This is a genomic window from Yersinia antarctica, assembly GCF_056636475.1.
Map to the genome: position 1 here is coordinate 625,445 of NZ_JBSJQF010000001.1, position 16,948 is coordinate 642,392.

Genomic DNA, 16,948 nt, shown 5'->3' on the forward strand with positions numbered 1-16,948 from the left:
TTATTGAGGCAAGAATAACACCTCTGGTCAGGTGGCCAAATTCACTATGCCACTACACATTCAGGCGAGCAGAAGCATCGATAAAACTCTGACTGTTTCCACTCATCTCCATCGCCGGGTGAACTGAAACGCCACGTATATGCTGTAGCATTTTCAGTGCGGCGCCAGGACCACCTTGCGAAAGTTTGAGCCGGGCGGTTTCGTAGGCAATTGCCTGCCCTTCAGGCATTAAACGAGGATGCAGAAAACGTGTTTTAGAGGGCAGCTCTTTCGCAACGTCTTCTTTTAAACGACGAAACGCTAAAGGCGGTAGCTGATTGCGAGGCTCAAAAACCAGCTGATACAGTTGAAGCATATTCTGTTCATCAGGTTCGCTGTACAGGCTATTGAAATTACGTAACGTATCGAGAGACCCGGGGGCCAGTTGATCCATGACCGCCCATAGGTCACTTGTTGTATTCTCAATAGGTGTGCCTGTAAGGCCAATTCGATAGTCAGCATTGATGGCTCGAGCTGCACGGGCGCGAAGCGAGTCAGGATTTTTTATTGCCTGAATTTCATCAAAGACAACGGCTGAGAAATGAATTTTCGCAAGGGAATGCTGATAATTGGTGAGCGTTGTGTAAGTTGTTAATATCCAGAAGCGATGGCCTTTGCCCTCCTCGATCGCTTCATGTAGCTGCCGAAAATTCAGTAAGTGAGTACCATCTTTTGTCTCGACACCTTTAGCATCGAAATTTTTATACTGACTTAATGATGAACCATATAGGCGGAGCAAATGGCCGAGCCCTTCGCCATCAGTATGCTGTACTACCTCTGCATTCCAATTTTCCAGGAGGGATGTGGGCGCCACAATTAATATCGGTCCGCATTCTTTATTGCTGGCAGTATTGACGCGGTTGTTCTCTTTTAACCAGCGAAGAAATGCAATGGTTTGAAGCGTCTTACCCAATCCTTGTTCATCTGCGTTCAAGATGCCAGGCATTCCTGACTTCCACGAAGAAAGTTGCAGGCTAAAGCTCTCTAGTTGATGCGATCGCAATGCGGTTTTAACGCCTGTAGGCAGTTGCTCGTCGATAAATACAGGACGTTCTGTAAGGTCCGGCCTCCAAGATATTTCTTCAAAATTATCTTTGGTATCAAGGATAACCGTAGCAGCATGTGGGTTATCAACTGTGGGCTTATCTTTCTTTTCTGTTATTTCTGTCGCGGCCTCGATCTGTTTAAGATCAGCCAGTCGCTTTTCAAGTGCGCCTAACGTGTCTTCGGTGGCTTTAATTGGATAAGAAGCGACTTCAACTTCCTGTTGCGATGCATCTATGGCATTACGTATCTGCTCGCAGACATTTGCCAGCGCGTGGCTATCCATCGCATCAATAATTTTGGCTAGAGCGTCGGGAATTACCTCTGGTAACCAGACCGTTTCGCTAGTCATGTGCGCTGAAACAGCACCTTTTCGGTAATGCAAAATACCTTTAACGCGTTCGGAATACTCAACGGTTTCGATAAAAGCGGGACCTGAAATGGCTTCAATTGCTTCTTCCTCGCCGACCTCATCGAGCCCATCCAGCTTACCTGATTGCCTCAGGTATTTTTCAACAGCATCGGTAATTGCAGGTCGTGGGTTTTCGATAAAAGCGCGTCGCTCTTCAGGTGCAGACTTTTGCTTCTGTACCATGATGTCAAGAATAGGGCGTGCGCTTCGGTCAATGACCAGATAATTGCCTTCGCCAACACGATAAGCGGAAAGAGCCCCTTGAGTTCTGACACGTTGCTGGAAACGACGTAAAGTTTGTTCACGTAGCTCACCTGCAGCTTCGCTGACAGCTTTTCCGTTATTTTCTAGCTCTTCTATGTTCCTGCCAGAGAAAGGGACTATTTCGAAATCATCAGAGCCATTTGAGCTGGTGGAAATAGAAAAACGATCCGCAATACAGACTTCTAAACCTTGCATAAAATCGGTCATCGATACCCGAACGGCATTGATCTCATTGCCCATCTGGACGCCGGGATCGAGAGACTGCCTGAAACGAGCCAGCGATTCCCAGTCGGATGCTTCACCGCCGCCTGGTGTAAATTTTTCTGCGACGTCAATGGCCTCCATCATCCATAATGGCAACCGGCGTAAACCCTGAGATGTGGCTAAAATTGCCCCTGTTCGTTGTGGTATTTGGCGAACACCGTTGCGTAGCCATTCATGTTGTAAACGAAAAGTATCGCTACCTAATGAACCTTCAATGTCGGTTTTTAATGTTAAATCGACAAGAGGAGGTAAGCACAGATTCTGTGCTGTTTCTGAGTCAAGTAGGCCAGTCAACCGGTGACTCATTTCTATAGAATCATGACTTATGTGCAAATGTTCTTCAAATTCTTCCGCCAGGGCTTTCAGATCGGCTATAGCGAAAGCTAATGCGCGATCGTTATGCGTGAGACCAGATAATGTTGCGGATTGCTGCCGTTTAAACAGACGGTTGATTAAACTCTGTTTTTCGTCAGCAATATTCAGAGTGATCGTTTCTGCATTATGATCGAAGGTAAATGTCATGACAGATACTCAATTTGTTCACGCACTTTATCCTGCCAGCCGCTGAAATGTGGAATAGCAACAGGATTCGGTAGCATACGGATTTGTTCGCAATTGTATTTTAATTGGTACAGTTCTGGGCTGCGTTTATTATCATTTCTGAAAATATGAACTTTATAACTGTGTGAACCTTCAATTACGATGCATTTCCCAATTTGTAAAATGAGCAATGAGGTTTTATCACGATTACCAAGAGCCGTTTGAATTCCGAAGTTCAGCGTTGAAGAGTCCCTCATAGAACCTTTCATTTCTTTTGCTTTTTGGGAGGCAATGCTGCTAAACGCTACCCACGCTGCAGTGATTTTTCCTTGGTTATAAAGCCCTAACCAAAATTCACGCCGTGGTTCCCACATATGGCTGTCTTCCACTTTCGAGACCACATCCAGGAAGAACAAAATGTTCTCACGCGTAAGCCAGTTAATGATGAGATTACGGCATTTTTCATCCACGCTGCCCCATACGCCCCCGCGACTAAGGCGTGGATCTTCGTAAAAAGCTACAAGTGTTTCAGTCAGAAAACGTGAGAGCCCCTCGTCGGGTTGCTTATACAGCCAATGTGACAACAACGCATTGATGGCCTCAGAAGCACCACTCATTAACGCGTTACTTTTGCCATCGGGTTTCAACCAGGCAAATAGTTTCTTAATGGTTGCTTTTTCATTTAATTCAGGCCTAAGCAACGCGATATACGCCAGATGGGCATGCGACATTAAACCCGGCTCGTGCGGGTGTGTGATGCCAAACTGTTTGAGCTCTTTCCATGGTGAGTCCATCATCACCATTTTTTCGGCCAACGCTTGATGCGCCTGATTCGCGTCAAAGAATTCAGGCAATTGATCGATAACATCTTTCCATTTATCGCTCATGTGCTCGCTGGAGATATCAAGACAGTTTTTAATTTTGGTTGTGTGCTCTGAACCAGGTTCGTAACTGCGAATGTATGCCGAAATCATTGCGGAAATAAAGGATGATGAGTCCGTAACAATGGTTTCCCGCAGATAAAACTCTTGCAGCGCGGCAAAGTCGTCCTGAGTTCTGAATTCTTTATCAAAAACAATCGGTGCCCCAGAGCAGATGAATGACATTTTCACCTCATCCCATTGCCAGCTTTCTACATACCCGAGCAGCTTGCGTAAAACCTTTTCACGATCGCGTTCGGCAATCTCTCTAACTACATCTGGCCAACGCTCATGAATGGCTTGAATCTTGGCCGATAAACCTTTTGATACCGCTATTGCTGGCTTGAAAAGTGCGACTGGCTTCAGAAAGATATCGCTCAATTTCATGGCATGCTCTTCTTCAACGGTTCAATCAGACGCTGGCGAATGTCTTCAATTTCTGCAGCATTGGCTGGTGTATGCATAATAATGCGAAGATCGATGCGGCGATTCATTGCCATATTCTGTTGTGTGTCATTAGGGCGAACAGGACGCATTTTACCGTAGCCCGCAACCGAAAGAACCGGCTGATGCCGCATATTGAAATGTGCGACCAAATCCGGTGCAGCCGCAAGCATGCTGGTAAATGTCGTTATTGCACGGTTAGTCGAAAGATTCAGGTTATAAACATCATCACCTTTCGAGTCAGTATGGCCTTCAATCTGAACAGCCTCAATGATGGCGAATGAAGGATTACAGCTTTTGTTCCAACCCGTATTCTGGTTAAAGGTATAGCAGGGCAGGAGTGAGTCGAGGGTTTTTGCCAGCGCTTCGACAATCTTTCGCTTGTCATCGTTTAAGGCAAAACTATTGCTGATAAATAGCCCTTCGCCTTGGAAACGCAGAGTTCCTTCCTCAGGAATCACATCAACTGGCAACAATGGAAAAGACTGTTTGAGATTATCGCGTAGCTGATAAAGTAGGTTAAGGCGAGCTGTTGCTGCGCGAGACATATACTGTTCCAAAGGATCAACTCGCTTCAATGCTGCTATTTCAGAGCGGAGATCTTCAATCGTTTTATCGCGTGATTGAACAGCTTGTTCATATTCGTCGCGGGGAACAGTATTTTTATCGTTATACCGGCTGGCAAAGAATGCGAGCAGCACCATAACGATAAACAGGAAGCTCACCGTCATGTCCGTCATTGAAACAAAGACGGATTCTTCTTCCTCTTCATTTGAACGCTTGCGATTGGCGTTCCCTCTCATGACATGCGTCCCTGTTTAGGCGCAAAATTTTCGGCCTGGTGGACAATACCCTGCATTGTATCCAGTGCTGGCATTAACGCGGACTGCATAGTTTTAACGTGATCAAACAGTGTTTCTACAGACGTTGCAACTTGCTCCTGATAAGAGTCGAACGCCTTGCCGAGCTTCTCATCAATACTATCCAGCCGTTCACCCTGATCACGTAATGCAGTGATCAGAGACTGAAGGTTAGTCAGAGTGGATTCAACCGCACGCTGCTGTCCACCCAATGTCTCTTGCGCTGCCGACAGTGTCATAGCGGATTGCTCAGCATTCGTTTTCGCTGCGTTGGCAATAGCTGAAAGGCTATTCTCGCTGCTTTCACGTAGTTGACGCGTGCTGATTTCAATACGCTCCATCACCGAGCGGATCGGGTCGGCTGCGTCAGTGAGTGATTGAGCCGACGAGCGGAAGCTACCTGATGCATTTTCAGAGGCAATGGCTCCCTCTTTAATACCATCTGAAGCACGACGTAAAGCGGTACTTGTTTCGTCAAGCATGCCCATGACGCCTTCCAGTTTTTCCGCAATGGTAGAAAGAGGGGAAAGAAGTTGGCTGCTGGCGTTCTGAGTCATCGTTTCTGTCGCTTTGGTGATCTCTCCGGCGGTATTATCAAATGCGCTCAGTATGTTTGTCGCAGCCTGACCGATAGCATCACTCGCTTGTGAGGCAGATTCTGACATGCGAGCTTGTGCGGCTTCTGCGCCCTGTTTTGCTGCGGTTTCCATTTCTGTTCGGATCCCCAGGGCGGCGGCTTTCATATCTGCAGCTGCTTCGCCCATTGCTCTTGCGCCATCACCCGTATTGTCTTTAATGCCTTGTAGCGTTGAATTCATGGTTGCCAGCAGGTTTTCGGAACCTTGATTAAATGCAGACGTTGCCGTTTCAGCTGTTTGTGACATACCTTCCCGCAGTGTTTCAACCGCCAGACCTAAGCGCCCAATAGCGCTTTCCATTTCGTTGCCCATTTTCCCTGAGCTTTGATCCATTCTTTCCGCGAGCAATTTGATTTGATCGCCTGCCAGCGAAATACGCTCACTGGCTTGTGTTAAGGCCCGGCCAACATCTTCAGAAAAACGCGAGGAGAGACTTTGTACCATTTCGCCGACACCATCATTACCTAAGCGGCTAACTTGTTCTATGACTGGGGTAATTGCTGAGCTGATGGATTCCGAAATCGCTCTTGGCAGATCTTCGCGAAGTGGGCGACCAATTTCTGCCACCATCTCAAGTCCCAGCTTTCGGAAATGTTCTCGACTTTCAATCGTAGCCTTTAGCTGACGAATGGATAAATCTTCCAGACTGATAAATGTCAGGCGTTTTTCAATCAAACTATTGAGGCTATGAACTGTTTTTTCCAGCTGTGAGGTGCCACTACGCAAGCCTATGGTAAAAACTATTGAGCAGAAAAGGCCCGTGAGCGACATGATGAACTTCGCTGAGGCGATGGTAAGTAAACCTTCTAATGCCGCGCTACCGCCATCGTCCAGAGAGGTACTCATCGAATTAAGCGCAGAAATCAAGCCGAGGAAGGTCAGAGAAAGACCAATAGTTACAAACAATCCCGGAACGATGCGCCAGAATCCCTGTGTGAAATGCAAATCATCCAAATTAAAAAACTGACTAGGGCGAACAGCATTGCGAACGACAAGCTTACCGTCCTGATCGTCGACAATATGGGTTTCCCGATATTCCTTCCATGCCTCGGCCACATTTTGCTGTTCTTCTGTCATATTTAAGGCAGCGATACTGGCATCGACGTTAGTTACATGCTGGCTAAATTTATCTTCCGGGGTTTTGGCAATAATGGCATGGATGCTGCCAAGTGCAGTAAGACGGCGCTTAACCAGCTTTCGCCAGCGTACTACGATAATACAAAGAGCGGCGACTAATAGAATAGTCACATAGCCGGGAGCCGCATCATTTTTCAATATTGAAGCAATATGCAAAATGCCATTACGCACCAGCACGCCAGGGGCCAGCAAGATGTCCATCTTTTACACCATAAGTAACGAGGAGGGCGGTATTTTTTTATAAGATTACTCTAATTGATTTCTAAGATCTTATCTATCCTTCAGTATCGGTGGCACAGCCAGGCTTGTGTAAGTAATTTAAGCTATAAAAATTATAAGGTTGAGTATTTTTAGATGTTATCCAAGAATATTTGGTCAATACAACTCATTATATTTCTAGATGTTAATGTCATTTTGGCAGTTACTAGTCGTCACCAGTTCACGCAAAGCGGCGGTACGCTACAAACTGGCGTTTGATAACCCGTTTTATACCCTGCGCAGAACAGGAAAAACGGACTGGCAGGGAATGATCGTCGAAACTGGTACTGAGCATCGACGTGCTCTGAGTCTTACGTCGCTCAATGATCTGCTTAATAGTTAACTGAGTTCTGCGGATCCCGATATGAGCGATCGCCTTATGCTGCGTGGTGTTCGGGCGCAGGATGAAGTGCAAAGTGAGGGAGATACTGAAATTGTCAAGTTAGACGCCACTAGTTATTTCCGCCTATTTCAGGCCACATAGCAACGACAAAACTGGCTCGCAGAGGTAGAAGATGGCGCTCAGCTTTATCGTCGCCTGTTCAGTGAAGCTGGCTGTCTGCTGTAACTGGCAGAAATAGCTAGGGAGCGAGCGAAGCAACCCACTCATCCGGTATTTAACTGGTTCCTTGCGCAGGAAATTCACAGTCTGGCCGCTCTGGCAAGAAAGCGTGTTAAAAGCATCCGGCGCAAGCAGGGGGCAGAAACAATATCAGTGGCAGAACACTTGTGGGAGTCTCTACGCCAATTCCCAAACGAAATGCAACAAAGTGACCCACCGGTCAGGTACGGATAAAATAGCCGTATTGACCCTGTCGGAGACCCTGTTGCATGAAGGGAAAACATTTGACTCAGCATGAGCGCTTTTACATCGAAAAACGAAAAGCTGAAGGCGTTAATCAGTCCTGCATTGCCAGAGAGCTCGGCGTCTCTCGCTCTACCCTGAGCCGGGAGCTCAGACGTAATACGGACCCCGCCTTCAACGGACTTTACTCCTCCAGACGCGCTGATGCCTTAGCCAGACAACGGCGGGGCGACACCTCGGCACACAATGCCTGTGTCCCTCTGGGCCAGCAGACACAAGACTTTCTCCGGCAGGCGCTGGCTGTACATACCTCCCCTGAGGTTATCTGTGGGAGACTGAAAATCCAGTTTGATATCGCCGTCAGCAAAAATACCCTCTACCGCTATATCCGTTCGGACAGACAGGCTGGCGGTAAGCTTTACCTTCAGCTCCCTCACCGGGGTAAACGCTATCGCTATGATACGGGTGAGCCCGGACGCACGCCCATCCCGGACAGGGTTGGCATTGAGCACAGGCCTGCTGAGGCTGAACTCAAACAGGTTCCCGGGCATGTTGAAATCGATACGATTTTTGGCAAAGACCAGAAGTCATTCCTGCTGACGGTCGTGGACAAAGCCACAAAGCAGGTCATTATCCGTAAACTCCCCAATAAGTGCGCTGAGAGCGTCGTGGAAGCGTTCAGGGACATCGTGGCGAATACTTTCTGTGAGTTTAAAACCCTGACGGCAGATAACGGACCCGAGTTTGCGAAACATAAGGACATCACTCAGGTAACGGGCGCAAAGGTTTACTTTGCCCGGCCTTATCATTCCTGGGAGCGGGGGTTGAATGAGCATACCAACGGTCTGATACGGCGGTTTTATCCGAAAGGAACCGATTTTAATGGCGTCAGCGATGAAGATATTGCGAGACTGGAGCACATCCTCAACACTCGGGGGCGCAAATCTCTGGAATACAGCTCACCGAATGAGGTATTTTTAGAGTATCTACTCGCTGCATAACGCATGATGGTTTGTTGCGTTTCGTTCGGGAATGGGGCCTACAGGTTGTAAGCCCCATACTGAACGGTGATGTCGCCAGCCAGCGTTATCTCACTGCCATCAGGGAGGATTAACTGTAGCATTATTATTTTAATCCTTGCTTTAACTGTTTAATCCCGGCATTACGCCAACATAAAAGCGTCCAGGTCATCCGAATTTTTAATGATCTTGTCTTTCTCCACGCCGTAGGCTTGGGCTAGTTCAATGCTTGTCTCTAGCAATTGGCGGTTATTTACAAAATTGAATGCCGCTAATGTCAGTTCGCCTAATGCTGCGAATTCAGACAAAATTCGGTTAAGCGCTCGTTGCTCAATGTCATTTAAACGGCGATTAAAATCCTCCATTCTAGCTGTCAGAGCCTGACGAGCTTTACTGTCCAGATTTTTAGCCACAGTAACCATGAATTTCCCTGAGATAGATCCAATTACGGCGCCCAGAATTGGAACAGGAATTAACGCCTGGCCAGCAATAGCCATCGCACCGACGATGGCGGACTCTGCGCAGACGATAAGCCCAAGATCGGTAAACTCATCAAGATCTATCTCGCCACGCTGGTAAGATATCGGGTGTAGTGGCACACTGAATTTGGCCACCTGAATAGAGGTGATATCATCACCTCATAGTCAAAAAAAGGTGACACAATGAACAAAAGTAATAGACGTAATTTTAGCCCTGAGTTCAAACTTGAAGCCGTTCAGTTAGTCCTCGTCAGCATTACACCGTGGCCGCCGCTGTTGCGGCAATGAATGTCGGTAAATCCACCATGGATAAGTGGGTCCGGCAATTGAAAGAAGAACTAGCGGGGAAATCACCCATAGCTTCGCCAATAACACCTGAGCAGATTGAAATACGTGAACTGAAGAAGAGAATTCAACGTATTGAAATGGAAAGGGATATATTAAAAAAGGCTACCGTGCTCTTGATGTCAGACTCCCTGAACAGTTCTCATTAGTTGAGAAGCTCAGGGCGCGGTTTCCTGTTGCGGTTGTGTGCAACGTGTTTGGGGTTCATCGCAGCAGTTATAAATATTGGCGACAGCCAAAGAAGCCTGATGCCACACGCGTGGCATTACTCAGTCTTGTTCGTGAAAGCTATCGCGAAAGTAACGGCTCCGCAGGTGCACGTAATATTGCCGCAATGGTCACCACCAAAGGCGTAAAACTGAGCCGCTGGCGGGCAACAAAACTAATGAAAGAACTTAATCTCATCAGTTGTCAGCAGCCTGGCCATCGATATAAGAAGGTGTCTAAGGAGAACGTAGAGATCCCCAATCATCTGGAACGCCAGTTTGCAGTAACAGAGCCTAATCAGGTCTGGTGCGGTGATGTGACTTATATCTGGACGGGTAAACGCTGGACTTATTTAGCCGTTATGTTTGATCTGTTTTCCCGAAAGCTGGTTGGCTGGGCGATGTCATTTTTCCCGGACTCTACACTGACAGGTAAAGCGCTGTCCATGGCCTGGGAAGCACGAGGAAAGCCCGCTAATTTGCTGTATCACTCGGATCAAGGTAGCCACTATGCCAGCAGGAATTTCAGACAGTTACTGTGGAGATATCAGATAAAGCAAAGCCTGAGTCGCAGGGGAAATTGCTGGGATAACAGTCCAATGGAACGGTTCTTCAGAAGCCTGAAAACAGAGTGGGTGCTGGAATATGGGTATGCAAACTTTAGCGAAGCCAGCACAGCGATAACAAATTACATCACTGGATATTACAGCCAGCTCAGACCTCATCAATATAATGGTGATTTGACGCCGAATGAATCAGAACGATTGTTCTGGAAAAACTCTAAAGCCGTGGCCAGTTTTGCTTGACCACTACAATACCTTTTTCAGGCTTAAACATTGTCCGTGGAACACCATCGATATTCTTAGAAGCGAATGTGTTCGTCGTCGGATTGTAATATAACTAATCACCATTAGGACGGATTTTAGTCAACGTATCGCACCAACGGCGGTAAGCCGCATCCGTTGCCGCAACTGACCATTAAGGGGCGATGGCTGGAAGCGTTGGGCTTCACCCACGGCCAGCGGGTGAGTATTACGGCTGAACAGGGGAAGTTGGTGATCAAGTTGGCGGATAAGGGATAACTGGCTGACCTGTAAAGTAAAATCCCGCCACTGAGGGCAGGATTTCACTATTCACATCTGTAATTTCCAAAAATTCATGCCATTAATAAGCCAGTATTGTTCCTTGTCTGGTACTAGCAAGCCAAAATCACTATTTGCTTGAGCGTTCCAATCAGAAGGCACAGACGCTTCGTGATTTCTATCCCAATCAGTATGGCGATATATTTTTTTGTCAAAATTAATATAAAACTTAGGTAGCCGCATTCTCCAGCTATCCCACTCAACTGATACTGGATCTGTTAATGTACATAAAAATCGCTCAACATAATCATAAAAACTGACAAGCCGCTCATCATCCCTGTCCAATGTGAAGAATGATCTCATCCAATCAACTGTATAAATAGCAACATCATTTCTGGTTATGTAATCTTTAAAGTTATCCTTAGACAATACAGGAACTCCATTTCTGAATGAACTTACTGCCTCGTCATACAGAGACTCCTTCATCCATCCTTTAGCTATATACGCCTTATATTCCGGCCTAACATCTATACAATAATTATCCTTATTATCAATAAGATAATAATGAACACCATCCGCAACAAAGATAGCTATATCTTTATCACCATTAAAAATGGCATCGAGTAAATTCTGATAATCATTTGTTAAATTCATTCAGAAATTCCTCTTTCGTTAATACGCGAGCTTTTGATGAGTTTTGCTCTATCAGCCTATCCCACACCTTAGGCAGTTCAAGTGAAACACTAGGTTGACCTTTTGTAGGATCGACAATCTTAGGAGCATCCGGATCTTTCGGCACTCCAGGAATTGGCCTCTGGGGTACTGCTGCATCTATTATTTGTTTATGGAGAGTCGTATCGATTTCAAATACGACTACGCTACCATCTTGTCTTCTATTAGTCAGGTAATAAGCAGCATGATTTGGTCCATTAGTGCTAACACACAATTGCCCACTACAACCTGAGTTAATAGTCACACTTCCATCAGTGTTTACATTAATTCTATTCTGACTCGTTTGTGTACCATTTCCTCCACCTTCAACCCGAAAATAAGTTTCAGATGAGTTTGGTACATTTTCTATAGGTTTTGCCGTCGAGCTTCCAGGTTTCGCCCCCGGAGCTACATCCTTCCCGAACTGCTTCGCTAGTGCCCCTGATGCCACTACCGCACTGAAGCCACCCGTGATGTACATTGTACCAACATAGGCTCTTGCTCTGGCCTCTTCCTCCGTGTAGCCGAAGGTCATAAACGCCTGCGTATACCCTTCCAGAATGTTAAACACTTCCTTCGCATTCGGGTCTGTAGAGTTCAACAGATTCTGTATCTGTTGATACCCAGCCTGAGCCTCTTTCGGGTTCTGGTAAGTTTGGTTGAAGTAGGTATTTAGCGCTTCTTTGGCTTTATCCTTCTCCGAATCACAAGCTTTACCACTTTGTTGGCAAGCATTCAAAAACGCCAGATCACTTTCCAGATCCTTGCGATTTAACGCCTCCTTATCTTTCTGTTCTTCTGGCGTCAGGTTCTGTTTGTAGTTGAGATATGTCTGGCGGTCCTTGTCGCTACTGCTCAGATAGTTATTCTCAACCGCATTCTTCCCAGCCTGCGCCCCAGCAACGGCACTACCCGTGCTATCGCCTACTAGGCCACCGGATAGTCCCGCCGCCAGGGAGCTGAGGTTAACAATAACCTGCTTCTGCGCTTCGGTCAGGTCTTTGGTCTCGATATTCGGGTAGAGGTTGTTTTTGATGTAGATGGCGGCCAATTCACCACTTAAAGCTCCGGCACCACCTGCGGCAGCGCTGTTGCCTTGCAGGTGAGAGAGCACTGCGCCCAACACCGCATGTGCCCCAATGCGTGCCGTTTCATTATCTTCACCGGCGACATCTTTAATCATCTGCGCCAGATACGGGGCTGATGCACCCGCCAGTGCTTTGGTCATATCACCACCAGCCAATCCTTGCAGAGCAGCGGTGGCTGCTTGCGCGATCTTTTGGTAGGTGCCGCCAATACCATAATCTTTCATGGCATCTTTATAGACTGGCGATGCTTCTATCTCTTTCTGGGTTGGGTTGAGATTACCACCTTTCGCCAATGCATCTTTCGCCGCAGTGGTGGCCTGGATCTGCCCCTGCGTGCTAATAACATCAAACACCTGCCCGCCAATCTCGCCAATCAACTGCGCTTCTTTCAGGCGGTTTTGCTCTTTCTCTTTATCAAAGATAGGGGTGAGGGCGTTATTGGCATGTTCGACGTCACGGCTCAGGTCGTCGACATTTTGCTGCTGTTTGTCTTGATCGCGAATGATGATGCTACAGTCAGACACTGCCGCATGGGTGGTGCCTTGCGCGTTGCCATCATTATTGGCCCCGACCAGCACCAGATTGCCCATGTTGCCGAGGAAGTTATCCGCTACACTACCGCTGGTGCTGATGCTGCCACTCTGATGTTCGGTTTTGAACTCTGCTTTATTTTCAATATTGCTAAAGCCCAGTGTGCCGGTATCAAGTTTATTCTTATCCGCTGTTGCCGTAGAGCCAATCACCGCACCGTTAAGCTGGGTGTGTTCCCCTACGGTAATATCAAAGCCACCTTTGCCTGCAAAGATACCGGTCTGTTCTTGCACCGAATCAAAGTTGCTGTGCATTTTGTCCTGGCTGATACTCAGGTTCGCCGAGCTGTTACCGACACCCCATACCACTACGCTGACGCCGCCGCTGATGCTTTGCTGCTTCGAGTCGTAACGGTCACTGTCTTGCTGGCTTTGTAAGGCCAGATTGCGGCCGACATCGGCTTCCACTTTGTCGCCACTGAGTTGTGCACCCTGCAAGGTAGTATCACGGCCACTGGTGAGAGAGAGAGTATTGCCACTGTCGAGGGTAGTTTCAGACCAATAAGTGCCATCACCACTGTCGTTGCCTTTGGATTTATTGGCATTGGCAAAAACACTCACCCCGATTTTGTCACCAAAACTGATACTGGCACCGATATTACCGCCACTGCTGCTGTTGCTGCCTTCGCTTTTCTGGGTATTAGCTGCCCCGAGTAACAGCAGGTCTCGATCGGCAGCCAACGTAGTGTCGTGGCCCGCTTGGAGCTGGCTCCCGCCGATGATGATATCACCACTGTTGGCAAGTTGACCTTTACCGGTGGCAGTGATATTGAGGTCATTGCCTGCGGTGAGAGTTGAACCACTGACGGCTTGTTGTTCCTGATGTTGTTGCGAGGTCGATTTTTGTGAGCCTAATGACACACTGATACCAATCAGGCTGCCGGTATCGGTATTGCCCTGTGCCTGAGCCAGATCCACGGCCTGTTTAGCCGATATTCCTGTCAGAGCCGCTTTGGTGCCTTTTAATGCTGCCAGACGGCCATTGGTTTCGTCTTTTGCCTCTTGTACGGTTGTCACCGCCGTGTTCAGCGCTGAACCTACCGCGCCGGAAAGCGCGAGTGTTAAGCCACTGCTTTTTTGTTCATAAAGCTGATCGCTGCTGCGTTTGTCCTGACCCGGTTCAATGATGACGCTATCACCGGTGACACTTAGATTTTTATTGGCCAGAATATCTGCGCCACCAATATGGGCGGTGCCGCCCGCCTTGATGGCGACATCGCCGCCCGTGCTACCAATAGTGCTGGCACTTTGGCTTTGTGTCGTCCCTGAATCACGACTTTGTTGGCGTGATGAAGTGCTGCCAATAGTGACCCCGATGCCACCACCACTGAACATGCCGCTTTTTTTCTGTTCAGACAAACGGTAGCTGGATTGTTCTTCGGTGGCCGCCACAATATCCACATTGTTGCCCGCAGTCAGTGCGACATTATTGTCACCGACAACCGCAGAGCCTTTCACCAGTAAGTCATTACCGGCAGATACCGACACATTTTTGCCACTGAGCAGCGAGCCTTGCTCTTGTGTGGCGTAATCTTCAGATACCACGTGGGTAGTGGTCTTCGACAGCCTTTTCTTCTTAACGGTGGTTTCTTCAAAGAAGGAATAATCACTTTCTGTCGCCGTGGCCACATTAATGTCATGGCCGGCTTTCAGGGCAATATCACCACTAGCCTGCGCCTGTGTGGCCTGTAAATTAATGTCATTACCGGCCAGAATGGTGGTGTCCCCACCGCTAACGATTTCAGTCCCTTGCTGACGGATGGATTCATTAATTTGCTGTTTCCGATCACCGTGGCTTTCGCTGTAGGTGCTGCTTTGCTGGGCATTAAGATTGACGTCACGGCCAGCCTTGAGTGTGCTGTCGTTATCTGACACCAGCGCTGCTGCCTGTGAGTTGATATCACGCCCGGCATCCAATGTCAGATTATTGCCACTGGTTATCACTGAGCGGGTGGCATCAGTGGTACGATTTTCACTGTTATTGGTTTTTTGTTGGCTATTTTTCTCCGCTGTTTCCAGCGAAATATCACGCCCTGCAGACAGCCCGACGTTCCCCTTCGCGGCCAGTTCACTGGCCGTCAGTGACACATCGTTGCCTGCATTGAGGGTCCCCCAGCACTAATTTCACTGCCCAGACTGTCGCGCTGCTCACTTTGTTGATAACCGTTGCGGCGATCACGCTGTTGATTATGTTCATTATTGCTGAGCGTGGTATTGGCTTTGATATCAACATCACCACCCGCTTGCATATCCAAATTACCACCAGCAGACACCTTGGCACCCGTGACTAAAATGTCTTTTCCTGCATTCAGACTGAGAGAGTCCCCGGCGCTGATAGTGGCGGTAACCCCCCCAGAGTTTCTGGCTGTGATTAACCCCCAATACGACACTGGATAATTTGCGGCTGCTGCTTTGCAAAAGACTGTCATTGAGATAATTGCGATTAAGGCGATGGGTTAGGCCGAGCGACAGGCCAGTTTTCATATCACTGTCCCGATACACAACACGCGAAATGGCGAAACGGTGCGTCTGGCTGTCGCCACTGGAGAGCCAGTCAAAGCCACGGTTAGTCACGGTGGAGAGGTAATCACTGTATGAATAATTGTAATCTGCCAGCCAGTAACCATAGGGGACACTGACACCAGTCTGCACACTGCGGGCATTATGGCTGCTGGCAAAATCGCTACTACGCGAACCGGAAACAAACCACTGATCAGCTAAACCAAGCAGATTGTTGGCTGTTAGCGAGCCATTAATCTGGCCAGTACCGGTACTTTTTTGCCCACTATTATCAAAACCGACACCAAGATTTAGAGGAAATTCAGGTGTCGCGGTGAGATTGACGATGGAATAACCGGCTTCGGTCCCTGGCAATATTTCAATTTGCACCGGAGTTTGGCGTAAACGGTTAATTTGCTCCACGCCCTGTTCAATATCACGCAGATTAAGAATCTTCCCCTCAAGCCCTGGGAATGCCATTTTTAACTGGCGAGACGTTTTTCCATCTAGCTCGATTTTTTGTAGTTTACCTTCCAGCACAGCCAGTTGTAGGGTGCCTTGTGATAAATCCTGCTCAATCAGAAATACCCGACTGGTAATATAACCACGCGAAATATACCAATCAGACATTTCTTGTATTAAGGTCTGGATCTGACTTAAGCCCAGACATTTATTCAAGTAAGGTTGAAGTAATTTTTGTTTGTCCCGTGCAGGTAAATGGTCTGCGCCTTGTAGATGAACAGTATTAATCAAAAAACAGGCACCAGCCGGTGCTGGGAGCGGTTTTGGTGCGACGAGCTCGGGAGTTAGGCTACGTTGTAATTCCTGACGCTGGCGCTGGTTCTGTTCCAAAATATCGCGCTGTTGCTGCTGAATAGTATTTCTATCAGCAGGGCTCAGCATATTGGCATAAGCAGTAAATGAGAATGACAGGGACAGCAAAGTGGCTGCTATCTGTAAATATTTAGACATGGCATCCATTCCAGTTTTTATTGGATTTATTATTTCGGCGTATTATATCTATTAGCCTAACTACTGCAATTGATGAAATGAAAGGCTAACGGTAGCCTCTTTGTGTAACGATCTGATGTGGAAGAAATAATATTAAACACGGGAAGTTTTTTTTAAAAGTATAATTCAATGGATTATATTAATTTTTAAGTATATTACCCTGACTTATTATAAACAAATAAAGAATTGATCTTAAGGTTTGGCTTTGTTTGAATGTTTATTCTCTGTGCGGGTACTGCGGCACTAGCAGCCAGTTAAACAGGAGTAGGTATGGAATTGCAGGGTTTTGGACT

10 protein-coding genes and 3 pseudogenes are annotated in these 16,948 nt (G+C 47.4%); 4 read left to right on the forward strand and 9 right to left on the reverse strand.

Annotated elements, in window-relative coordinates:
* Positions 1–52: 52 nt before the first annotated feature.
* From ACWJJO_RS02835 to ACWJJO_RS02850, 4 genes are read right to left on the reverse strand one after another with little or no spacing between them, the layout of a single operon-like run.
* Positions 53–2,545: an SNF2-related protein gene (locus tag ACWJJO_RS02835; protein WP_481090615.1), complete on the reverse strand. Its 2,493-nt coding sequence runs from the start codon at positions 2,543–2,545 to the stop codon at positions 53–55.
* Entirely contained in the window at positions 2,542–3,870 is a 1,329-nt protein-coding gene (locus tag ACWJJO_RS02840; protein ID WP_481090616.1) for an EH signature domain-containing protein, read from the reverse strand. The genes ACWJJO_RS02835 and ACWJJO_RS02840 overlap by 4 nt, the downstream gene beginning before the upstream one ends.
* A complete protein-coding gene (locus ACWJJO_RS02845; RefSeq protein ID WP_057534530.1) occupies positions 3,867–4,730 on the reverse strand; it encodes an OmpA family protein in 864 nt (287 codons plus the stop codon). The genes ACWJJO_RS02840 and ACWJJO_RS02845 overlap by 4 nt, the downstream gene beginning before the upstream one ends.
* Positions 4,727–6,763, reverse strand: a complete 2,037-nt coding sequence (locus ACWJJO_RS02850) for a hypothetical protein (protein ID WP_481090617.1) — start codon at positions 6,761–6,763, stop codon at positions 4,727–4,729. The genes ACWJJO_RS02845 and ACWJJO_RS02850 overlap by 4 nt, the downstream gene beginning before the upstream one ends.
* 205 nt (positions 6,764–6,968) lie before the next feature.
* On the opposite strand from ACWJJO_RS02850, the gene ACWJJO_RS02855 reads away from it, so the two are divergent.
* Together ACWJJO_RS02855 and ACWJJO_RS02860 are read left to right on the forward strand one after the other, a co-directional pair.
* Positions 6,969–7,163 carry a hypothetical protein gene (locus ACWJJO_RS02855; protein ID WP_481090618.1) on the forward strand — a complete coding sequence of 65 codons (195 nt, stop codon included), beginning with the start codon at positions 6,969–6,971 and terminating at the stop codon, positions 7,161–7,163.
* A gap of 488 nt (positions 7,164–7,651) precedes the next feature.
* Entirely contained in the window at positions 7,652–8,626 is a 975-nt protein-coding gene (locus ACWJJO_RS02860) for an IS30 family transposase (RefSeq protein WP_481090619.1), read from the forward strand.
* A gap of 161 nt (positions 8,627–8,787) precedes the next feature.
* On the opposite strand, the gene ACWJJO_RS02865 is transcribed toward ACWJJO_RS02860, so the two are convergent.
* Positions 8,788–9,258: a hypothetical protein gene (locus ACWJJO_RS02865; RefSeq protein WP_481090620.1), complete on the reverse strand. Its 471-nt coding sequence runs from the start codon at positions 9,256–9,258 to the stop codon at positions 8,788–8,790.
* A gap of 48 nt (positions 9,259–9,306) precedes the next feature.
* Here ACWJJO_RS02865 and ACWJJO_RS02870 point away from each other — a divergent pair.
* Together ACWJJO_RS02870 and ACWJJO_RS02875 are read left to right on the forward strand one after the other, a co-directional pair.
* A pseudogene (locus ACWJJO_RS02870) lies at positions 9,307–10,480 on the forward strand (IS3 family transposase).
* A 126-nt stretch (positions 10,481–10,606) separates the two neighbouring features.
* Positions 10,607–10,756 (forward strand): annotated as a pseudogene (locus tag ACWJJO_RS02875) (SymE family type I addiction module toxin); the annotation flags it as partial.
* A 51-nt stretch (positions 10,757–10,807) separates the two neighbouring features.
* On the opposite strand, the gene ACWJJO_RS02880 reads toward ACWJJO_RS02875, so the two are convergent.
* The 4 genes and pseudogenes from ACWJJO_RS02880 to ACWJJO_RS02895 all read right to left on the reverse strand — a co-directional run.
* The gene (locus ACWJJO_RS02880; protein WP_050539740.1) at positions 10,808–11,410 is read right to left on the reverse strand and encodes a hypothetical protein; all 603 of its coding nucleotides are present in this window, start codon (positions 11,408–11,410) and stop codon (positions 10,808–10,810) included.
* Entirely contained in the window at positions 11,394–15,233 is a 3,840-nt protein-coding gene (locus ACWJJO_RS02885; RefSeq protein ID WP_481090621.1) for a hemagglutinin repeat-containing protein, read from the reverse strand. The genes ACWJJO_RS02880 and ACWJJO_RS02885 overlap by 17 nt, the downstream gene beginning before the upstream one ends.
* Positions 15,224–15,574 (reverse strand): hemagglutinin repeat-containing protein, encoded by a 351-nt coding sequence (locus ACWJJO_RS02890; protein ID WP_481090622.1) that lies wholly within the window; start codon positions 15,572–15,574, stop codon positions 15,224–15,226. The genes ACWJJO_RS02885 and ACWJJO_RS02890 overlap by 10 nt, the downstream gene beginning before the upstream one ends.
* Positions 15,489–16,625: pseudogene (locus tag ACWJJO_RS02895) on the reverse strand (ShlB/FhaC/HecB family hemolysin secretion/activation protein); the annotation flags it as partial. The pseudogene ACWJJO_RS02895 and the gene ACWJJO_RS02890, both read right to left, overlap by 86 nt.
* Between the last annotated feature and the right edge of the window lie 323 nt (positions 16,626–16,948).